Here is a 21,390-nt window from a genome sequence, read left to right on the forward strand (position 1 = left end):
AACTTAAAGAGCCCGCTGGCTCAGCCAGGCGTGCAACTCAGGAAAATGATCAATGGCCAGTCGCGGCTCGAATGCCCGTAGCGCCTCGATCGTTTGAGCGCCGTAGCTGACCGCCACCGACCCCATGCCGGCGTTGCGCGCCATCTGCAGGTCGAATGACGAATCCCCCACCATCAGCGCCTGCTCCGGCGGCACGTCGCAGTGCGCCAGGATCTGCTCGAGCATCAACGGATGCGGCTTGCTGGCGGTTTCGTCCGCGGCACGGGTGATGTCGAAATAATCCTCCCAACCATGGGACTTGAGCACTCGATCCAGCCCGCGACGAGCCTTGCCGGTCGCGACAGCCAGGTGATAGCCCTCGGCCCGCAGAACCTCCAGCGTACCCGCCACACCCTCGAACAACGGTGAAGGCTCGGCGTCCAGCGCGATGTAGTGATCGGCGTAATGCTGGCGAAAAACCACCAGCTCATTGTCGTCGATTTCCGGGTACAGGCTGCGAATAGCTTCGGGCAATCCGAGACCAATGATGCCTTTTACCGCTAAGTCGTCGCACCGGGCATACGCCATGCGGTCCGAGGCGACATGCATCGCCTCCACGATCCGGCCAATGGAGTTGGCCAGAGTGCCATCCCAATCGAAGATCAACAGTTTGTAGTCAGGATGCACTCAACCGCTCCACGGTCTTGGCCCACATGTCATCCACTGGGGCCTGCAATTTCAGCTCGCCCCCATCGGGCAGCGGCACGGTCAGCATGTAAGCATGGAGGAACAGGCGCTTGCCGCCCAGATCGCGGATTTCCTTGGTGAAATCGTCATCGCCGTACTTGCTGTCGCCGGCAATGCAATGCCCGGCATGCAAGGTATGGACACGGATCTGGTGGGTGCGCCCGGTCACCGGCTTGGCCTCGACCAGGGTGGCGAAGTCATCGAAACGGCGCAGCACCTTGAATACCGTCAGCGCCTCCTTGCCCTCCTCGTTGACTTCGACCATGCGCTCGCCCGAACGCAGGTTGCTCTTGAGCAACGGCGCACGGACTTGCTTGATGGAGGTTTCCCAGCGACCACGCACCAGCGCCATGTAGCGCTTGTCGACGCCATCGCCGCGCAATTGCTCGTGCAGGTGGCGCAACATGCTGCGTTTCTTGGCGATCATCAGCAGGCCGGAGGTGTCGCGATCGAGGCGGTGGACCAGTTCCAGCTCCTTGGCGTCCGGGCGCAACTGACGAAAGGCTTCGATCACACCGAAATTCAGGCCGCTGCCGCCGTGAACCGCAATGCCTGCGGGCTTGTTGATCACGATCAGGGCTTTGTCTTCATAGATAATCGAGGCTTCAAGGCGTTGCAGCAGCCCCTGGGCCAGGGGCACCGGTTCATCGCGCTCGGGCACGCGAACCGGCGGCACGCGCACGATGTCACCGGCCTGGAGCTTGTACTCGGGCTTGATCCGACCTTTGTTCACTCGCACTTCGCCTTTGCGCAAAATGCGGTAGATCAAGGTCTTGGGCACGCCTTTGAGCCGGGCCAGCAGGAAGTTATCGATTCGTTGGCCGGCATATTCCGGCGAGACCTCGAGCAGTTGAACGCCAGGGGTCGAAGGGGCAGTAGTTGTCATGGCGGCGATCATAACAATTTTTTATGGAATTGAAGCACTTAATCATTGCTGCTATAGTCGCGAACGCCGCCAAAAGTGGCTGGACAGTGGACCAGCGGTCAAAAACCGGCCCTGACCAACGCAATTCACGAGGACGAGAGGCCGTCCTACGGGGCTTTCGCTACGTAACGGTAGAGTTTTCAGGTGTAACGAGCGCAGGTGACATGAGGCCTGAAATACGCCGCAAAGCAGAGTTTTGACTCGCCTTGCGCGCCACATTCACGGCCAGTTCACAAAGTGCAGTCAGCTGCGGACGACCCCGAGCGAATGCTTCGGAAACAACGCCTAAATTAGCCATGATGCGTGACCTCCCCTTCCGGAGCTCACGGTAAATGCCAACCCGCTGCGGATTCTGCGCGCGGCAGCACCCGAATTATCAGGGATACGTGTAGGGTGGAGATGTACAACCGTCGGACTGTGTAGCACTAGGCTTATATTTAGACGCTTCATCTCGTCCACAGGCGCCGGTTGATTCCTCCTCCTGACTGAGTGCTTGAGTACCAGCAAGCAGGACGCGTCCGTCGCGACTTCGCCATCATTGGGTCGAACTCGCTGGACACTGGAGTGGCCTTGCCATCTCCAGGACGCACCTGACACCGACCGTGAGAAGTCGTGTGTGCCGAACGCCGTTTCCGGCAGCCCGGAAACCGACGGTACTACATGAAAAGAATGCTGATTAACGCAACTCAACCCGAAGAGTTGCGTGTTGCACTGGTAGACGGCCAGCGCCTCTACGACCTGGATATCGAATCCGGTGCACGCGAGCAGAAGAAGGCCAACATCTATAAAGGCCGGATTACTCGCATCGAACCAAGCCTTGAGGCTGCCTTTGTCGATTTCGGCTCCGAGCGCCACGGCTTCCTGCCCCTCAAAGAAATCTCCCGCGAATACTTCAAGAAGGCCCCTGAAGGCCGCGTCAACATCAAGGACGTCCTGAGCGAAGGCCAGGAAGTCATCGTCCAGGTCGAAAAAGAAGAACGTGGCAACAAGGGCGCCGCCCTGACCACCTTCATCAGCCTGGCCGGCCGTTACCTGGTCCTGATGCCGAACAACCCTCGCGCCGGCGGCATCTCCCGCCGTATCGAAGGCGAAGAGCGCAATGAACTGCGTGAAGCCCTGAACGGCCTGGTTGCCCCGGCTGACATGGGCCTGATCGTGCGCACTGCCGGCCTGGGCCGCAGCAGCGAAGAAATGCAGTGGGACCTCGACTACCTGCTGCAACTGTGGACCGCCATCAAAGAAGCCTCGCTGGATCGCTCCGCGCCGTTCCTGATCTACCAGGAAAGCAACGTGATCATCCGCGCCATCCGCGATTACCTGCGCCAGGACATCGGCGAAGTGCTGATCGACAGCGTCGAAGCCCAGGACGAAGCCCTGACCTTCATTCGCCAGGTGATGCCGCAGTACGCCAGCAAGATCAAGCTCTACGAAGACAGCGTTCCGCTGTTCAACCGTTTCCAGATCGAAAGCCAGATCGAGACCGCCTTCCAGCGCGTCGTCGAACTGCCGTCCGGCGGCTCCATCGTCATCGACCCGACCGAAGCCCTGGTGTCCATCGACATCAACTCGGCGCGCGCCACCAAAGGCAGCGACATCGAAGAGACCGCCCTGCAGACCAACCTTGAAGCGGCCGAGGAAATCGCCCGTCAGTTGCGCCTGCGCGACATCGGCGGCCTGATCGTCATCGACTTCATCGACATGACCCCGGCCAAGAACCAGCGCGCCGTGGAAGAAAAAGTCCGCGAATGCCTGGAAGCCGACCGCGCCCGCGTACAGGTCGGTCGCATCTCGCGCTTCGGCCTGCTGGAAATGTCCCGTCAGCGCCTGCGTCCGTCCCTGGGCGAAAGCAGCGGCATCGTTTGCCCGCGTTGCAACGGTACTGGCATCATCCGTGACGTCGAGTCGCTGTCCCTGGCGATCCTGCGCCTGATCGAAGAAGAAGCCCTGAAAGACCGCACCGCCGAAGTTCGCGCCCAGGTGCCGATCCCGGTGGCCGCGTTCCTGCTCAACGAAAAACGCAACTCGATCACCAAGATCGAACTGCGCACCCGCGCCCGCATCGTCATCCTGCCGAACGATCACCTCGAGACACCGCACTTCGAAGTGCAGCGCCTGCGCGATGACAGCCCGGAAGCCCACACCAACCAGTCCAGCTACGAAATCGCTGCTGCCGCTGCCGAAGTGGAAGAAGTCCAGCCTGCCGCCGCCACTCGCACCCTGGTTCGCCAGGAAGCCGCGGTCAAGACCGCTCCGGCCCGCGCCAACGCTCCGGTTCCGACCGAAGTGGCCGCTCCGGTTGCCGCCCCGGCCGCCGCACCAGAGCCAAGCCTGTTCAAAGGCCTGGTGAAGTCGCTGGTCAGCCTGTTCGCCACCAAGGAAGAACCTGCTGCCCCGGCCGTTGTCGCCAAGCCTGCCACGACCGAGCGTCCTGCCCGCAACGAAGAACGCCGTAACGGTCGCCAACAGACCCGCAACCGCAACGGTCGTCGCGACGAAGAACGCAAGCCTCGCGAAGAACGTGCATCGCGTGAAGAACGTGCGCCACGTGAGCCGCGTGAAGAGCGTCAGCCACGCGAAGTCCGTGAGGAAGCGCCAGCCGTAGCCCGCGAAGAGCGTGCACCGCGTCCGCCGCGTGAAGAACGTCAGCCGCGCGCACCGCGTGAAGATCGCAAGCCACGTGGCGAGCGTGAAGAACGTGTTCGCGAACTGCGCGAGCCACTGGATGCCGCCCCGGCTGCTGCTGCCGCCACCGCTGAAGAGCGTCCGGCCCGCCAGCCTCGTGAAGAACGTGCACCGCGTCCGCCACGTGAAGAGCGCCAGCCACGCGCCGAGCAGGCAGCCGCCGCTGCCAGCGAAGAAGAAGTGCTGAACACCGAAGAGCAGTTGCAGGAAGACGGCCAGGACACCGCCGAAGGCGATCGTCCACGCCGCCGCTCCCGTGGCCAGCGTCGTCGCAGCAACCGTCGTGAGCGTCAGCGCGACGCCAACGGCAACGTGATCGAAGGTTCGGAAGAGTCCGAGTCCACCGAGAACACTGAAGCGCCAAGCGCTGCCGATCTGGCTGCCGGCCTGGCCGTGACTGCGGCCGTTGCCAGCAGCGCAATCAGCGCCCCGGCCGAAGCCCAGGCTCACGAACAAGCCGAACGCGCTACCGCGGCGGTGGAAAGGGCGCCAGTTGCCGAAGCTCCGGTGGTCGAAGCCACTACCCCAGTAGAAGTCACTGCCTCGCCAGAAGTGGAAGTCGCCCCGGCCCATGAAGCCCAGGTTGCTGAAACTGAAGTGGCCGCCGAGCCTGCACCGGTTGTCGAGCAGCCAGTGGTAGCCGCTGAGCCAGCCTTCGAAGCACCGGCCGAGGAAAAGGCACCGGAGCCTGCCCGCGAGGAGCAGACTGCGTTCAACTGGACCGCCGAACCAGCCGCACCGGCACCTGTTGTCGAGCCAGAACCGACACCAGAGCCCGTGAAAGCGGTCGAGCCAGAAGTGGTTGAGTCTGCTCCAGTGGTCGAGGCGCCGGTGGTTGCCGAAGCCCCTGCCCCGGTGGAAGTGCCTGCACCCGCCAGCGCCCTGACCGCGAACGGCCGTGCGCCGAACGATCCGCGTGAAGTGCGCCGTCGCAAGCGTGAAGCCGAGCGCCTGCAGAAGGAAGCCGAACAAGCTGCTGCCGCTGCTGCCGCTCAAGCGCCTGCTGCCGAGCCAGCTCCAGCCGTGGAAGAAGTCGCCGAGGCAGCCCCTGCCCCGGTCGCCGAAACCCCAGTTGAATCAGCTCCGACGTTCGACGAACCTCAGCACACCGCTGAAGAAGTCGTGCCACGTCACACTGAAGCCCTGGAAAAAGAGCACGAGCCTAAACCTCACGCCTGATTCCACCGCCCAGTAAAAAGCCCCGCCTGGTGATGCCAGGCGGGGCTTTTTTATGCCTTCATACTTATCCACAGTGGGTCTGGGACCAAGTACAAGACTTATGCCCACTGAAAATCCAATGTGGGAGCGAGCTTGCTCGCGATGGCGCCGGGTCAGCTTGCATCAATGCCGGACCGCTTTCGCGAGCAAGCTCGCTCCCACAGGGTTCTGCGTCGTTTGTTATTTGAAGGCCAATGCCTCTGGCACATCGACATCCCACGTCACGCCAGGGTCATCCACCGGCACCTCGACCACTTGCGCCCCGGCAAACAATGCCTTGGCACCGCGATCTCCAGTCAGTGCCATCAGTCTTGGGCCAAACGCACGGCCGAATCCCACCGGATGCCCGTATTCACCGGAGAGGACCGGCACACTGATGCCATCCTCGCGAATCCCCGCCGCCACCTGCTCGATAGTCGACGGCAGGATGAAAGGCATATCACCCAGTACCATCAACCAGCCAGCAAGGTCCGGGCAAGCCTGGACACCGGCCGCGATGCTGTCCCCCAGGCCGGGGGAGTCCAGCGCCACGAAATCGCAGCCATAGGCTTGGGCCATGCGGATGGCTTGCGGACGATCCTGGCTCGTCACCAGGACGCGCTTTTGCAGGGAGGCAGGCAAGTTCACCAGCACCTGCTCGATCACCGAACGGACGGCACCGTCCCGCCCGGTGCAATCGGCCAGCAACTTATCCTTGTCGGGGCCGGCCACCTGACGGAAACGACTGCCCGATCCGGCCGCGAGAATGATCACGCCTATCGACTCGCTCATACGCCCTCCTCGCCCGCGGCTTACAACGGCTTTTTCTGCCGCAGTTCAACGCCATTCTTGATGGCCACGATCTCGGCCAGCAACGACACGGCGATTTCCGCCGGGGTGTGGCTGCCGATGTGCAGGCCGATAGGTCCATGCAAGCGTTCAATGGCCTGTGCTGACAAGCCTAGCTGAGCCAGGTTATCCCGGCGCTTCTGGCTGTTGACTCGCGAGCCCAGGGCACCGACATAAAAGGCCTTGGAGTCCAGGGCCGTGAGCAGCGCCATGTCGTCCAGGCGTGGGTCGTGGGTCAAGGCCACAATGGCGGTGCGCTCGTCGGTCTGGATGCTCAACACCGCTTCGTCAGGCATTCCCGAGACGAAGCGGCCATGCTGCTCTTCCCAACCATAGACAAACTCCTTGCGCGGATCGCAAATCAGCACTTCGAAGTCCAGCAACCGGGCCATTTGCGCCACATAGCGCGACAGTTGCCCGGCGCCGATCAGCAGCAGCCGCCAACGTGGGCCGTATATGGCCCGCAGGACCTGCCCATCGAACACCAGGGCGTCGGTCTTGCTGGCCGGGGTCAGGACCACGTTGCCGCTGGCGACTGTCAGCTCACGGGCGACAATCTCATGGGCTTCGCAACGTTCCAGCAATTGCGCGACCCAGTGTGGATCGCCCACCCGCTCTTCGGTCAGGCGCAGGGTGCCGCCGCACGGCAGGCCGAAGCGCGCCGCTTCTTCGCGGGTGACGCCATAGGTGATCAGTTGCACCGGCGGACCGTCCGCCGGAATGCGACCGTCGTGCAGCCGGGCGATCAGGTCATCCTCGACACAACCACCCGACACCGAACCAATCACCACGCCATCTTCGCGCAGGGCCAGCATCGCCCCCGGCGGCCTTGGCGCGGTGCCCCAGGTCTGGACCACAGTGAACAGCACCACCCGCTGCCCGGCGCGGCGCCACTCGAGCACGCTGCGCAGGACGTTCAGATCAACGCTGTCCATCAGGCCTTCGCCTGCTGCCAGCCTTGCAGCTGATAGCGCACAGGCAGGCTACGGATGCGCTTGCCAGTGGCGGCGAAAATCGCGTTGCACAGCGCAGGCGCAATCGGTGGCACACCCGGCTCGCCGACGCCGCCCAACGGCACCTCACCCGGCGGCGTGACCAAGTGCACGGCCACTTCCTTGGGCGCCAGGGACATGCGCGCCACTTCGTACATGTGGAAATTGTCCTGCTGCACCTTGCCATCCTTGAAGCTGATTTCCCCCACCATGGCATTGCCCAGCCCCATGACGCAGGCGCCCTCGAACTGGGAACGGATGCGCTCAGGGTTGATCTGCGGACCGCAATCCACGGCGATGTCCGCCTTGTGCACGATCACCGTGCCGTCGTCCTTGACCTCTACTTCGATCACCGCCGCCACGTAAGTGACGAAGCTGTAGTGCACGGCCAAGCCCAGGCCACGGCCCTTGGGCAGTTCCCGGCCCCAACCGGCGGCCTTGGCAGCGGTTTCCAGCACCGTGCGGATCCGCGCGGTATCAATCGGATAACGCTCGGGGGATTCGCCATAGTTCCACTCTTCGCTCAAGCTACGCGGATCGATCTTGCGATCCGGGCCAAGCAATTTGACCTGGTACTTCAGCGGATCCTGGCCGGCCTTGTGGGCCAATTCGTCGATGAAACTCTGGATAGCGAAACCATGGGGGATGTTCGACACCGAGCGATACCAACCCACCCGGGCATGGGCCACCGCTTCGGGATTCTCCAGGCGCAGGTTCGGGATGGCGTAAGCCATGTTGGTCACGCCCATGCCTATTTCGAACGGCGCCTCGTGGGTCATGCCCGGTGCAAACAGTGCGGTGATGCTCGGGGCCACGGTGCGGTGCAACCAGCCGGACGGCATACCGTCCTGGTTCAGGCCAGCCTTGAGGTATTCGGCCGATACCGTGTGGAAATATGAGTGATGGATGTCGTCTTCACGGGTCCATTGCACCCGTATTGCCTGGCCGGGAAATTCCTTGGCGAGCACAGCCGCTTCGACGACAAAGTCGGGTTTGGACTTGCGCCCGAAACCGCCGCCCAACAACGTGATGTTCACCGTGACCTTCTCGAAAGGAATGCCCAGGCGTTCAGCGACACGTTCACGGGTCACCTGCGGGGCCTGGCTCGGTGCCCAGGCCTCGCATTGGCCGTCCTTGAACCGGGCGACGGCAACCATCGGTTCCATCGGTGATTGGGACAGGTGCGGCAAGTAATACGATGCTTCCAACGTCGAATCAGCCTTGGCCAGCGCATCGTCGAGATCGCCGCTGCTGCGCACGACTTTTCCGGGCTTGAGGGCCGCCGCTTCCAGCTCCTTGCGATAGGCAATGGAGTCATAACCGGCATTCGGGCCGTCGTCCCATTGGATTTTCAACGCTTCGCGGCCCTTGATCGCCGCCCAAGTGTTCTTCGCCACCACCGCCACGCCGCCCAACGGCTGGAATTCCGAGGGCAGCGGGCGCCCTTCGATCTGCACCACCTTGACCACGCCCGGTACTTTCAGCGCGGCGCTGCTGTCCACGCCCTTGACCTTGCCACCATAGACCGGCGGACGCGCGATGACGGCATAGAGCATGCCGTCGAAATGCACATCGGCACCAAACACGGCACGACCGTTGACGATGTCTGCGCCATCGATGGCCCGGCTCGCCTCCTTGCCGATGTAGCGGAACTCCGATGGCTGCTTGAGGCGCAGGCTGCCACGGCTTGGCACCGCCAGGGCACTGGCGGCGGCGGCCAATTCGCCATAACCCAGTTCACGCCCCGAAGGCTGGTGCAGCACTTTGTGCAGTTGGGCATGGCATTCATCCACCGGCACCTTCCACTGCGCGGCGGCGGCCAGTTCCAACATGGTCCGGGCGGCAGCACCGCAACGGCGCATCGGCTCGTACCAATGACGCATGCTGCGTGAACCGTCGGTGTCCTGATTACCGAAACGCGCCTCATCGGCCGGCGCCTGTTGCACCTTCACTCGCGCCCAGTCGGCCTCCAGCTCATCAGCCACAACCATGCTCAGGCTGGTACGCACACCCTGGCCCATCTCCGAACGGTTGCAGATCACGGTCACGCTGCCATCGACAGCAATGCTGACGTACACCTTCGGATCGTCGACCGCGCCATGGGGCATGCCCTCGGCACCGAATTTCTTTTCCTCGGCAAAGGCCTCCGGCAGCCCCCACGTGGCCGCCAGCACCAGCACGCCGGTGGCGCTCGCACCCTTGAGGAAACCACGGCGGCTGAGGTTGCTCAGCACGAAATCATCAGGCAAGCGGCTCATGCCTTGGCCTCCTTCAGGTGAGTGGAAGCCTGGCGGATCGCGGTCTTGATCCGGTTGTAGGTGCCGCAACGGCAGATGTTGCCGACCATGGCTTCTTCGATCTGCTCATCACTCGGGTTGGGGTTGGCCTTGAGCAAGGCGGTCGCCGACATGATCTGCCCGCCCTGGCAGTAACCGCATTGGGCCACTGCTGTGTCGAGCCAGGCCTTCTGGACGATTTGCCCAACCGGATCGACATGAAGTTCGTCTATGGTGCTGACATTTTGCCCATTCACAGAACCGATTGGCGTAATGCAACTGCGCGCCGGGGCGCCGTCGATGTGGATGGTGCACGCGCCGCACAGGCCCATGCCGCAGCCGAATTTGGTGCCGTTGTAACCGGCCACATCCCGGATAGCCCACAGCAGCGGCATGTCCTCGGTCACATCCAGTTGATGGTCTTTTCCATTGAGTTTCAGGGTAATCATGGGCACGCCCGCATAGTTATCGAGTTATGGGGTCGAGCAATCTGCCGCTGGGTTGACGGTTCGGTTGTCGCAGACTGACTCAGGCTGATCGGGCTCTCTTATGCATGCGCACGCAGGCGTCTGCACCGGGCCTTCAAGATGCCGATGGTGACATCGTTAGCGAGCTAAATTAACCCAGGATCAAGCAAAACGCCCTGCACAATCCTGCACAAATGATCGTGCGCAAGGTGTGCAGGGCGTTTTTCCAGGTGATCGGGCAAGCGCGGTTCAGTACCGATTGGGTTCCATTTCCAGCTCGACCTGGAACCGCTCGGCAATGTCTTTCTGGATACGCAGGGCCAGGTCCAGAAGTTGCGGGCCCGTGGCGTTGCCGTAGTTGACCAACACCAACGCCTGCAACTTGTGCACCCCGGCATCACCTTCGCGAAAGCCCTTCCAGCCGGCCCGTTCGATCAACCAGCCGGCGGCGATTTTCATCTGCCCTTCAGGCTGTGGATAAGCCACCAGGTCAGGGTATTGCAGTTTGAGGTGCGCTACGTGCGCAGCCGGCACCAGCGGGTTCTTGAAGAAGCTGCCGGCATTGCCCAGCACGGCCGGGTCCGGGAGTTTTTCGCTGCGGATGCTGCAAATGGCCCGGCTCACATCGGTGGGTGTCGCCTGCTCGATGCCCTGCTCGGTCAATCGCTGGCGAACCGGACCGTACTCCAGATGCAAGTGTGCGGCGCGACTGAGGGCGAAGCGCACCCGCAGGATCAACCAGCGACCCGCTTGCTGTTTGAACAGGCTGTCGCGATAAGCGAACCGACAGTCTTCAAGGCTGAAATCGCGCAGCTCGCCGGTCTGGCGATCCAGCGCGGTGAGGCCGGCGAAGACGTCCTTGATCTCCACACCGTAGGCGCCGATGTTTTGCATCGGAGCCGCGCCCACAGTACCGGGGATCAGACTGAGGTTCTCCAACCCGGACCAGCCCTGCGCCAGCGTGTGCTGGACGAACGGGTGCCAGGGCTCCCCTGCTTCGGCTTCGACCACTACGCGCTCGCCGTCATCGCTGAGCAGGCGAATGCCGTGGCTGGCCATGCGCAGCACCAACGCGTCTATGTCGCCGGTCAGCAGCAGGTTGCTGCCGCCGCCGATGACCAACAATGGCACGGCATGTTCGGCGGCATAAGCCAACGCCTCGCGAACATCACCATCGCCGTGGGCTTCGGCGAACAACCGGGCAGTGACGTCCACCCCGAAACTGTTGAAGGGCTTGAGGCTGACGCCCGCCCGCACCTGCAAGGTCATAACCGCCCCTTCAATTCGATCACCAGGCGATCGGTAGCGCGCTCGATCAGGTCCAGCACTTGTTCGAAACCTTGTTCGCCGTCGTAGTACGGGTCCGGCACATCGTCGAGTTCAGCTTCGTAGCGCCGCAGGAACAGGTCCAGCTCGGCCTTGCCATTGGCCGGTTGCAAGGCCTTGAGGTGGCGCAGGTTGCTGCTGTCCATCGCCAGGATCAGGTCATAGGCGGCGAAATCAGCGCGGGTCACCTGTTGCGCACGCTGGGCCGACAAGTCGTAGCCACGCTTCAGGGCCGCCGCCTGGCTACGCTTGTCCGGGGCCTTGCCGACGTGCCAGTCACCGGTGCCGGCGGAAGCGACTTCCACCTGCCCGGCCAACCCGGCCTCACGCAACTTGTGGCGCAGGATGCCCTCGGCGGTGGGCGAACGGCAGATATTGCCGAGGCAGACAAACAGGACCCGCATCAAGCCTCCAGCAGGCGACGAACGCGCTCGAGGTCTTCGGCGGTGTCCACGCCGGTCGGCGGGGCGATCAGCGCATCGGCGACGTGGATCCGCACGCCGTGCCACAGGGCACGCAGCTGTTCCAGGGCTTCAGTGTTTTCCAGCCAACACGGGCCCCAGGCGACGAAGTCCTGGAGGAAGCCGGCGCGGTAGGCATAGATGCCGATGTGGCGGCGGTATGGCACGCCTTCCGGCATCACGTCACGGCCTTGGGCGAATGCGTCCCGCGCCCAGGGCAACGTCGCGCGGCTGAAGGTCAACGCCAGGCCATTGAGGTCACTGACCACCTTGACCACGTTGGGGTTGAACAGGGTTTGCACATCCTCGATCGGCTCGGCCAGGGTGGCCATGCGCGCCTCGGTATGGACCGCGAGGTTGGCGGCGACCTGATCGATAACGCTCGGCGGGATCAACGGCTCGTCACCTTGCACATTGACCACGATAGCGTCGGCGGCAAGACCGAGCTTCGCCGCGACCTCCGCCAGGCGGTCAGTGCCGGAATTATGGTCTTCACGCGTCAGGACGACTTCGGCGCCAAAGCCTTTGCAGGCCTCGACGATGCGCGCATCGTCAGTCGCTACCACCACACGCTGGGCGCTGCTTTTGCAGGCCTGCTCCCAGACATGCTGAATCATCGGCTTGCCGGCAATCGACAGCAACGGCTTGCCGGGCAGGCGCGTCGAAGCGAAACGCGACGGAATGACAACGGTAAAGGCTGCGGTCATTTATCCAGGCGCTCGTCGGTGGTCAGGGTGCGGGCTTCACTTTCGAGCATCACCGGGATGCCGTCGCGAATCGGGTAGGCCAGGCCGGCACCCTTGCTGATCAGTTCGGTCTTGTCGGCGCTGAGCTTGAGCGGGCCTTTGCAGACCGGGCAGGCCAGAATATCGAGCAATTTGGTGTCCATGGAATTCCCCTGGATAAAAGGTTTTAAGGCAAAAGCCGATCCGGCAACAGGCGCATCAACTGCGTATCGAACCAGGCCGCGAAAGCCGGCGACGGCGCGGCGTCTACCGCCAGGTACCACCAGTCGGGGGCGGCGAAGGCACGGCATTTGACTGCGTCCTTTTCCGTCATGACCACCGGCAGCGATGGCGTGAAACTCAAGGCCTGGGCGCTGTATTCGGCGTGGTCGGCAAACCCATGCGGTATTGGCCGCCAGTGTAGCGTTTCGAGGGTCTTGAAGAAACGCTGGGGATTGCCGATGCCGGCCACGGCATGCAGGGCCTGGCCGGGCGGAAAATGGTCGAGGGAACGCCGCTCGCCGCTGGCCAGGTTCACCAGCGCGGTGGGGCGCAATTGGAAGGCGAAACCGTCTTCACGGTCGGCACTGGCGCCGTTGTACAGCACCGCGTCGACCGATTGCAGGCGCTCGACCGGCTCGCGCAACGGCCCTGCAGGCAGGCAACGGCGATTGCCCAAGCCGCGGGCGTTGTCTATCAACACCAGCTCGAGGTCCCGGGCCATCCGATAATGCTGCATGCCGTCGTCGGACAGGATCAGGTCCAGTGGTTCGGCCTCCAGCAGCCCCTGGATCGCGCGACTGCGATCAGGGTCGATCATCAACGGCACACCTGTGCGCTGGACGATCAACAGCGGCTCATCACCCGCGATGTCGGCGCCCTGCTCGGCCGCGACCCGCCACGGCAGCTGCGGCGGCTTGGCGCCGTAACCCCGGCTGACCACGCCAACCCGCAGGCCACTGCGCTGGCAGTGCTGGATCAGCCACAGGATCAACGGTGTCTTGCCGGTGCCACCGACCGTGATATTGCCCACCACCACCAACGGCACGGGGGGCTGGTAGATGTGGCCTTCGCCCGCCAGGAAACGCTCGCGTTTGCCCACCACCACCCGTCGGTACAACCACTCCAGCGGCCGCAACAACGTCAGGGCCGGGTGACCTTCGTACCACGCGGCAAGCAATCGATCGGACATGGCCATCAGGGTGCGGGGGCCGCCTCGACCGTGGTCATGCGCAGATGGCTGAAACCGAGCTTGCCAGCCGCGTCCATGGCGGTGATCACCGATTGATGAGGGGTCTTGCCGTCGGCGCTGATGGACAGCGGCAGGTTGGTGTCGCCGCCGGATTCTTTCTGCAGGGCCTCGATCAGGCTCGCCAGGTCGCTCTTGGGCAGCAATTGGTTGTTCACCGAAAACGCCCCTTCGGCGCTGATGGTGATTTCCAGATTCTTCAGTTGCTGGTCTTCGGCCGGCGAGCCGCTGACGGCCTGTGGCAATTCAACCTTGAGCTGGGTTTCCCGGGTGAACGTGGTAGTCACGACGAAAAACAGCAGCAGGATGAACACCACGTCGATCAGCGATGCAAGGTTGATCTCGATGTTTTCCCGTGGCTTGCGGCGGAATTTCACTTCTTGCCCCCAGCCAGGTCCACGTCACGGTCACCTTGCACCACCTCGACCAGCTTGATCGCTTCCTGCTCCATACCGACCACCAACTCGTCGACGCGGCGTTGCAGGAACCGATGGAAGAACACGGCCGGAATACCCACCATCAGGCCGGCGGCGGTGGTGATCAACGCCTTGGAAATGCCCCCCGCCAGTACTGCGGCGTTAGTGGTCATGCCGGAGCCGGTAAACGCACTGAAGATGTCGATCATGCCCAGCACCGTACCCAGCAGGCCCAGCAGCGGGGACATGGCGGCGATGGTGCCCAGGGTATTGATATAGCGCTCCAGTTCGTGGATGACCCGGGCGGCAGCTTCCTCGATGCATTCCTTCATGATCTCGCGGCCATGCTTGGAGTTCGCCAGGCCGGCGGCGAGGACTTCCCCCAAGGGGGAGCTGGCCCGCAGCTCCTTGAGCTTGTCCTTGTTCAGTTGCTTGTCCTTGATCCAGACCCAGACCTGCCCGAGCAGATGCTCCGGGGTGACGCGGCTGGCACGCAGGGTCCACAGGCGTTCGGCAACGATACCCAGTGCCACGATGGAACTCAGAATGATCGGTAACATCATCCAGCCGCCGGATTTGACCAATTCCCACACAGTGACTGCCCCCTCGAAAAAGTGCGCCACTTTATCACACAGACTCGCCTTGCAGACCCGCCCCACCGATAAGCGCATCAGCCGATTGCGCTGGATCAATATTGCCTCGGTGCCCCGACTGCTGGCGGATCACGCCAGTACCGGCGATGCCCGGCCTCGGTACGCGGCCGCTCGAAAGCGCCCAGTTGCAGACGAATGGCGCCCTGCTCGGCACTGTCGTATATCGTCAGGCCCGAGCGCCGGTACCGGGCCATCACCTGGGGATGAGGGTGGCCGAACGCGTTGCCCTGCCCTCGGGAGATCAATACCGAATGCGGCTTGAGACGCGACAGCAACGCCATCGACGACGAACTGCGGCTACCGTGGTGCGGCGCGGCCAGCCACTGGATCGGCACCGCCAGGGCCTCGTCGAGCAAGGCGCGCTCGGCATGCGTGTCGATATCGCCGGTCAGCAGCAGGCGCTCACCACCAGCTTCCACCAGCAAGACGCAGGACTTCTGGTTGCTCTCCACAGCAGAGGCCCACCGCCACAGTTCGAACCCGACCCCGTCCCATTCCCAGCGCCTGCCACGGTCGCAAGGCCCGGCCAGCAGCTCGGCGGGCAGCGCGTCGGGATCGCCGCTGATCACCTCCAGCGTCGGCAGCCCATTGCGCACGGCGCGGGCACCGCCAGCGTGATCGGCGTCGGCGTGGCTGAGCAACATCAGGTCCAAGCCGCGCACACCCAGTTTGCGCAAGGTCGGCAGTACGACCCGCTCGCCCGCGTCAGCCTCGCCAAAGCGCGGTCCGGCGTCGTAAAGCAGGGTGTGCCGCCGGGTCCGCACCAGCACCGCCAGCCCTTGGCCCACGTCCAGTTGCCAGATCTCGGCGTGCCCTTGCGGCAGGTGTTCTTGCGGTGGAAATACCATCAGCAACACCATCGGCCAGCCCAGTACACGGTGCGGCACACCGTTGGGCAACAGCAGCAGAAAAGCACCGAGGACGGCGATAGCCAAGGCCCAGGGCGGGACCGCAGCTGGGACCCAGGCCGGCATCCGTCCGGCAACCAGCGTCAGCCCCTTGAACAGCAGATCCAGCAGCCCGCCGGCGATCCACAGCAGGCCTTCGCCCATGAACGGCACCGGCAACAATGCAGTGCCAAGCAGCGCTGACGGCAATACCAACAGGCTGATCCAGGGCACCGCGAGCAAGTTCACCAACGGCCCGCTGAGGCTGACCGGCAAGCCCACGATCAACAACAACGGACACAGGCCAAGCGCAACCAGCCACTGGGCACGGGTCCAGGTTTGCCACCAGCGCCAGGGCCCCAGGCGGGCGCCAAAGGTGAACATCAATATGGCCACGGCTGCAAACGACAACCAGAACCCTGGCCGCAAGCTGGCAAGCGGGTCGAACACCAGCACCCCGACGAAGGCCAGCAGCCATGCCCACCACGGATCTGGCTGCTTGAAACGCAAGCGCCACAGCAACACCAGGCCAATCATCGCGCAGGCCCGCCGCACCGGCACCTCGAAGCCGGCGAGCAAGCCGTAGCCCAGGGCAGCGCAAAAGGCCAGCGCACAAGCCCAAGGCAACCACGCCAGCCCCGCCGGCCACAGGCCATAACGCGCCGCTCCGGCCACCAACAGGTACACCAGGCCGGCAAGCAGGCCGATGTGTTGCCCGGAGATCACCAGCAAGTGGACGGTGCCGGTGTCTTGCAGCACCTGCCAATCCTCGCGACTCAGCCCGCCGCCGTCGCCCAGGACCAAGGCCGCCAGCGCGCCGGAGCGGCCATGGGCGTCAACCTGTGCCAACGCCTGGCGCACCTCGTCACGCCAGGCACCCCGGGCCGCATGCAGGAGCTGGCCATCCTTGATCGTACCGGTCGCGCCGATGCCGCGGCTCAGCAACCAGGCGGCATAGTCGAAGCCGTGCGGGTTCAACAACCCGGCGGGCCGCTTGAGCTTCACTGCCAATCGCCATCGTTCACCGCTGTTTACAGGCGGCCCCCCGAACCAGGCGAGGCGCATCGCCGTCGGTAGACGGGTACGGCGCGAATGCACATCGGCCAGTTCGAAGCGCACCACGCCTTCGCCCTGTTGCGGCAAGCCGACCACTCGTCCCTCGACCCAGCGGGTTTCGCCGTCGAGCGCGATGGGTAATCGATCGTCCAGCGCAAACTGCGCCGACAGGCAGGCCCAGGCCAGCCCGAACAGGAAAAAACCCAGGGGGTAGGTTCGAAACGGCAACGCCATCAGCGCCAGCACCGGCATGGCTGCAATCAGCCATAACGGCGGCAGTGCCGGCAAAAAAATCGGGGCCAACAACCCCAGTGCAAGCGCGACTAACCCTGTGCGCATAACCCGTCCTTGAGAGTGCCCTCTTCAGGCATAGACGGTCCACGGCACCGCTGGCGTTATCAATTGTCACAAAGTCTGAATCTGTCAGCCGTAGAATCCGGACATACTTGCGGCCTTACTGCGTTGAACCGACCGAGAAGCCTTATGCCCCGGCGCCTATTCAAACGTTACATGCCAGACCCAGAGAGCATTCGGGAACATAAATCCTTACGTTTTCTCGGCACCTTGCTCCACGACCCCAACCTTTGGCACCTCAATCGGCACTCTGTCGCCCGGGCGATGGCTGTTGGCCTGTTTGCCGCGTTCTTGCCAATCCCGTTGCAAATGTTGCTGGCCGCCGCACTGGCCATCACGGTGCGCGGCAACCTGCCGATTGCGGTGAGCCTGGTGTGGCTGACCAATCCGATCACCATGCCGGCGGTGTTTTTCTGCACTTACCAGACCGGCGCCTGGCTGATGGACGTGCCCGCCCGGACGCTGCCCGAAGAGCTGACCTGGGAATGGATCAGTGGCCAGTTGTCCACCTTGTGGCAGCCGTTCCTGCTGGGCTCGGTGGTGACCGGCCTGGTACTCGGCGCCCTCGCCTACTTCGTCACCATGAGTTACTGGCGCTGGTGGGTGGCCCGACAGTGGAAGCGGCGCAAGAAAAGCCGGATGTGAGACGCAAAAAGGCCTCCCGGGTAGGGTCATGCTGTTCACTTAAGGCAATCGACAAACCCGTGGCGAGGGAGCTTGCTCCCGCTGGGCCGCGAAGCGGTCCCAAAACCTGCCAGATGTGGAGTATCAGACACACCGCACCCGCCGATTTACGACTGCTTCGCAGCCGAGCGGGAGCAAGCTCCCTCGCCACAGGTCCATCATTTTCTTGACTGAACCGCTTTGTCTGGAAATGGAGGCCTTTGTTATGGTGTTTCGACTGACGTCATCGCGAGCAAGCTCGCTCCCTCAAGGGTTTAGGTACGCATCCCGCGGCCGCTGACCAACAACCGCGCGCAACCGATATAAAGCACCACGGTCGCCACCAGCATGAAGGTGATCGCGATGCTGATCTTGATGTCCGACACCCCCAGAATGCCATAGCGAAAGGCGTTGACCATGTGCAGCACCGGGTTGGCCAGGGACACGGTCTGCCAGAACGGCGGCAGCAGGGAGATCGAGTAGAACACCCCGCCCAGGTAAGTCAGCGGCGTGAGCACGAACGTCGGGATGATGGAGATGTCATCGAAGTTGCGCGCAAACACGGCATTGATGAACCCCAGCAGCGAAAAGATCGTGGCCGTGAGCACCACCACCAATACCGTCACCCCCAGGTGATGCACCTGCAAATGGGTGAAGAACAACGACAGCAGGGTCACGATCAGGCCCACCGCCAGGCCACGCAGGACACCGCCCAGGGTGTAGCCGATGAGGATCGTATGGGGCGACACCGGCGAGACCATCAGTTCTTCGATCGAACGCTGGAACTTGCTGCCGAAGAAACTCGACACCACGTTGCCGTAGGAGTTGGTGATCACCGACATCATGATCAGCCCCGGCACGATGTAGTCCATGTACGTGAAGCCACCCATATCGCCGATCTGCCGGCCGATCAGGTTACCGAAGATCACGAAGTACAAGACCATGGTGATGGCCGGTGGCAGCAGCGTCTGCGGCCAGATCCGCATGAAACGCCGGACTTCACGGTAAACGATGGTATTGAGGGCGATGAGGTTGGGGCGCAGTTCGGAACTCATGCTCATACCGCCACCTTCGCCAGATTTTTCTCCACCAGGGACACGAACAACTCCTCGAGGCGATTGGTTTTGTTGCGCAGGCTCAGCACTTCAATGTTTTGCAGGGCCAGTTGGGTGAACAGCCCGGTGATGCCCACGGCCTTGTCTACCTGGACTTCCAGGGTGTGGCTGTCTACCAGGCGGGCCGGATAACCCATGAGCTGGGGCGCCGTCGCCAGGTCGTTTTTCAGGTCCAGCAGGAAGGTTTCCACATGCAGTTGGCTGAGCAACTGGCGCATGCTGGTGTTCTCGACGATGGTGCCGTGGTCGATGATGCCGATGTTGCGGCACAACTGCTCAGCCTCTTCCAGGTAATGGGTGGTGAGGATGATGGTGATGCCTTTCTGGTTCAGCTCGGTGAGGAAGGTCCACATCGAACGACGCAGTTCGATGTCCACGCCGGCAGTCGGTTCGTCGAGGATCAGCAGGCGCGGCTCATGCACCAGCGCGCGGGCAATCATCAGGCGACGCTTCATGCCGCCGGACAATGAACGGGACGGCACGTCACGCTTGTCCCACAGGCCCAATTGGGTCAGGTACTGCTCGGCGCGCTCGTTGGCGATCTTCGGCGGAATGCCGTAGTAACCGGCTTGGGTCACGACGATGTCGAAGGTCTTTTCGAACTGGTTGAAGTTGAATTCCTGGGGCACCACGCCAATGCAGCGCTTGAGGGCTGCGGGCTCGCGATCCAGGTCATGACCGAACACGTTCACCGTGCCGCTGGTCTTGTTCACCAAGGTGGAAAGAATGCCGATGGTGGTAGATTTGCCGGCACCGTTCGGGCCGAGCAAGGCGAAAAAGTCACCTTCGGCGACGTCCAGATCGATACCACTCAAGGCCTGGAAACCGTTGCCGTAGGTTTTGGTTAGCTGCCGGATGGACAGAGCGGAACTCATATCGGATTACGCACCAAGAAGGGAGGGAAGAAAAGACTAGATAAGGGCGGGCGGCGAGCAATGCAACCACGGCGCACGAAGGCAATGGTGCTTGGCGTCGCCGCACAAGTACAGTCAAGTGTGTCGATAGTAAGTATTAAGTCAACGCGGTCATGACAGCTTTGCGGTAGGCCGGACGCTGCTGCAATCGCGCGTACCAGGCCTGCACGCCAGGTAGCTCGGCGCGCTGGATGGGCATCTCGAACCAGGCATAAATGAAACTGCCCAGGGGAATGTCGCCCATGCCGATTTCATCACCCGACAGGTAGGGCTGCTCACTCAAGGTCTGCTCGACCATGGCCAGCAAATCGTCGCACTCCTTGATCGCCGCATTGATGGCCGTCCAATCCTGTTGTTCGGCCGGGGTGCGCAAGACGCCCCAGAACACCGTGCGAAACGGTGCGGCAAAACTGGAGGTGGTCCAGTCCATCCATTTTTCAGCCTGGGCCCGTGCCTGTATGTCAGCGGGATACCAGGCCGAACCCGACGCATGGCGAGCAGCCAGGTAACGCACAATCGTGTTGGACTCCCAGAGCACGAAGCCGTCGTCCTCGATCATCGGCACCCGACCATTGGGATTTTTCGCACGGTATTCGGGCGTGTCCACCACACCGAATGCCCCGCCCGCATCAATGGCCTCGTAGGCCAGCCCCAACTCCTCTGCGCACCACAACGCCTTGCGCACATTCGACGAATTTTTCCGGCCCCATATCTTCAGCATCACGGCGTCCCTCGATGGATAAATGCCGCAGCAGCATACGCCGGATCAGACACGACTCAAATCACCCTGCATGTCGCCGAGCAAGCGCGGCACCTGCGCGCCGAACAGGTGCGGGTAGCATTTCTCCAGGTGCTCGAAGAAGAACGCTTCGGGCACATCGGCGAACTGGCCGTGGTCGGTGATGTACTCCATCAGCTTTGCCCCTTGCCGATTGAACGGGTGGAACACGCTGTCGTGGCGACCGTCGAACTCCAGCGGGGCCACGTCGAACAACTCGCACAGCCCCTGGTTGAATGCCGGCGTGGCCTTGACCCAGCGCTCGTTCAGGTACAGCTCGGTATAACCGTGCATGGCGAACACGTCGCTCCTGAGCAATTCCAGCAAGCGCGGCGTAGACAGGTGATTGCGCACATCCGCCAGGCCGATGCGCGCCGGGATGCCGCAATGCCGGGCGCAACCGGCCAGCAAGGTGGCCTTGGGCACGCAATAGCTTTCGCCGGCAGCCAGCGCGTAACTGCCGCGCAGGGTCGCCGGGTCGCGACTGAAGGTGTAGGGGTTGTAGCGCACCGCCTCGCGCACGGCGTAATACAGGCTGACCGCTTGGGCCAGCGGGTCGCGATCGGCGCCGCGGTGGGTTTCGGTAAAGTCGATGACCGCGGGATGATCGCGGTCAATGAAGGGGCCGGGGTTCAGGTATTGCTGCATATAAGGAAAGACCTCTCGGGAAACATCACCG

Annotated in this window: 20 protein-coding genes; 2 read left to right on the top strand and 18 right to left on the bottom strand. The window is 62.8% G+C overall.

What is annotated here, in order from left to right; translation table 11 throughout:
- Positions 1-3: 3 nt before the first annotated feature.
- Entirely contained in the window at positions 4-666 is a 663-nt protein-coding gene (locus BT116_RS22235; protein WP_072347144.1) for an HAD-IA family hydrolase, read from the bottom strand.
- Positions 656-1,612, bottom strand: coding sequence for a 23S rRNA pseudouridine(955/2504/2580) synthase RluC (gene rluC / locus BT116_RS22240; RefSeq protein WP_063325247.1), 957 nt, complete (start codon positions 1,610-1,612; stop codon positions 656-658). The genes BT116_RS22235 and rluC overlap by 11 nt, the downstream gene beginning before the upstream one ends.
- Positions 1,613-2,311: 699 nt before the next feature.
- Here rluC and rne point away from each other — a divergent pair.
- On the top strand, positions 2,312-5,512 hold the full coding sequence (gene rne, locus BT116_RS22245; RefSeq protein WP_072347145.1) for a ribonuclease E: 3,201 nt from the start codon (positions 2,312-2,314) through the stop codon (positions 5,510-5,512).
- 219 nt (positions 5,513-5,731) lie between these two features.
- On the opposite strand, the gene BT116_RS22250 is transcribed toward rne, so the two are convergent.
- The 12 genes from BT116_RS22250 to BT116_RS22305 form a co-directional block, all read right to left on the bottom strand.
- Positions 5,732-6,322: a nucleotidyltransferase family protein gene (locus tag BT116_RS22250; protein WP_072347146.1), complete on the bottom strand. Its 591-nt coding sequence runs from the start codon at positions 6,320-6,322 to the stop codon at positions 5,732-5,734.
- Between the two features lie 20 nt (positions 6,323-6,342).
- Positions 6,343-7,314: an XdhC family protein gene (locus BT116_RS22255; protein ID WP_072347147.1), complete on the bottom strand. Its 972-nt coding sequence runs from the start codon at positions 7,312-7,314 to the stop codon at positions 6,343-6,345.
- Positions 7,314-9,629 carry a xanthine dehydrogenase family protein molybdopterin-binding subunit gene (locus tag BT116_RS22260; RefSeq protein ID WP_072347148.1) on the bottom strand — a complete coding sequence of 772 codons (2,316 nt, stop codon included), beginning with the start codon at positions 9,627-9,629 and terminating at the stop codon, positions 7,314-7,316. The genes BT116_RS22255 and BT116_RS22260 overlap by 1 nt, the downstream gene beginning before the upstream one ends.
- The gene (locus BT116_RS22265) at positions 9,626-10,096 is read right to left on the bottom strand and encodes a (2Fe-2S)-binding protein (RefSeq protein ID WP_072347149.1); all 471 of its coding nucleotides are present in this window, start codon (positions 10,094-10,096) and stop codon (positions 9,626-9,628) included. Before BT116_RS22265 ends, BT116_RS22260 begins: the two co-directional genes overlap by 4 nt.
- Before the next feature lie 267 nt (positions 10,097-10,363).
- Entirely contained in the window at positions 10,364-11,383 is a 1,020-nt protein-coding gene (gene murB / locus BT116_RS22270) for a UDP-N-acetylmuramate dehydrogenase (RefSeq protein WP_072347150.1), read from the bottom strand.
- A complete protein-coding gene (locus BT116_RS22275) occupies positions 11,380-11,844 on the bottom strand; it encodes a low molecular weight protein-tyrosine-phosphatase (RefSeq protein ID WP_072347151.1) in 465 nt (154 codons plus the stop codon). The genes murB and BT116_RS22275 overlap by 4 nt, the downstream gene beginning before the upstream one ends.
- Positions 11,844-12,608, bottom strand: a complete 765-nt coding sequence (kdsB, locus tag BT116_RS22280; RefSeq protein ID WP_072347152.1) for a 3-deoxy-manno-octulosonate cytidylyltransferase — start codon at positions 12,606-12,608, stop codon at positions 11,844-11,846. The genes BT116_RS22275 and kdsB overlap by 1 nt, the downstream gene beginning before the upstream one ends.
- Entirely contained in the window at positions 12,605-12,790 is a 186-nt protein-coding gene (locus tag BT116_RS22285; protein ID WP_003179363.1) for a Trm112 family protein, read from the bottom strand. The genes kdsB and BT116_RS22285 overlap by 4 nt, the downstream gene beginning before the upstream one ends.
- A gap of 23 nt (positions 12,791-12,813) precedes the next feature.
- The gene (gene lpxK, locus BT116_RS22290) at positions 12,814-13,824 is read right to left on the bottom strand and encodes a tetraacyldisaccharide 4'-kinase (protein ID WP_072347153.1); all 1,011 of its coding nucleotides are present in this window, start codon (positions 13,822-13,824) and stop codon (positions 12,814-12,816) included.
- Positions 13,824-14,252 carry an ExbD/TolR family protein gene (locus BT116_RS22295; protein WP_013694002.1) on the bottom strand — a complete coding sequence of 143 codons (429 nt, stop codon included), beginning with the start codon at positions 14,250-14,252 and terminating at the stop codon, positions 13,824-13,826. The genes lpxK and BT116_RS22295 overlap by 1 nt, the downstream gene beginning before the upstream one ends.
- Positions 14,249-14,884: a MotA/TolQ/ExbB proton channel family protein gene (locus BT116_RS22300; RefSeq protein WP_170845976.1), complete on the bottom strand. Its 636-nt coding sequence runs from the start codon at positions 14,882-14,884 to the stop codon at positions 14,249-14,251. Before BT116_RS22300 ends, BT116_RS22295 begins: the two co-directional genes overlap by 4 nt.
- A gap of 95 nt (positions 14,885-14,979) precedes the next feature.
- Positions 14,980-17,226: a DNA internalization-related competence protein ComEC/Rec2 gene (locus BT116_RS22305; protein WP_072347154.1), complete on the bottom strand. Its 2,247-nt coding sequence runs from the start codon at positions 17,224-17,226 to the stop codon at positions 14,980-14,982.
- 144 nt (positions 17,227-17,370) lie between these two features.
- Here BT116_RS22305 and BT116_RS22310 point away from each other — a divergent pair, with 144 nt between their 5' ends.
- Positions 17,371-17,886, top strand: coding sequence for a DUF2062 domain-containing protein (locus tag BT116_RS22310; protein ID WP_072347155.1), 516 nt, complete (start codon positions 17,371-17,373; stop codon positions 17,884-17,886).
- 293 nt (positions 17,887-18,179) lie between these two features.
- On the opposite strand, the gene BT116_RS22315 is transcribed toward BT116_RS22310, so the two are convergent.
- The 4 genes from BT116_RS22315 to BT116_RS22330 form a co-directional block, all read right to left on the bottom strand.
- A complete protein-coding gene (locus tag BT116_RS22315) occupies positions 18,180-18,959 on the bottom strand; it encodes an ABC transporter permease (RefSeq protein WP_072347169.1) in 780 nt (259 codons plus the stop codon).
- A gap of 2 nt (positions 18,960-18,961) precedes the next feature.
- Complete coding sequence (locus BT116_RS22320) at positions 18,962-19,894, bottom strand: ABC transporter ATP-binding protein (RefSeq protein ID WP_072347156.1); 933 nt, start codon at positions 19,892-19,894, stop codon at positions 18,962-18,964.
- A gap of 136 nt (positions 19,895-20,030) precedes the next feature.
- Entirely contained in the window at positions 20,031-20,654 is a 624-nt protein-coding gene (locus BT116_RS22325) for a glutathione S-transferase family protein (RefSeq protein WP_072347157.1), read from the bottom strand.
- A gap of 45 nt (positions 20,655-20,699) precedes the next feature.
- Positions 20,700-21,359 (bottom strand): transglutaminase-like domain-containing protein, encoded by a 660-nt coding sequence (locus tag BT116_RS22330; protein ID WP_072347158.1) that lies wholly within the window; start codon positions 21,357-21,359, stop codon positions 20,700-20,702.
- Positions 21,360-21,390 lie beyond the last annotated feature (31 nt).

The sequence above is a fragment of the Pseudomonas sp. NFACC16-2 genome (assembly GCF_900119205.1).
Lineage (GTDB): Bacteria > Pseudomonadota > Gammaproteobacteria > Pseudomonadales > Pseudomonadaceae > Aquipseudomonas > Aquipseudomonas fluorescens_Q.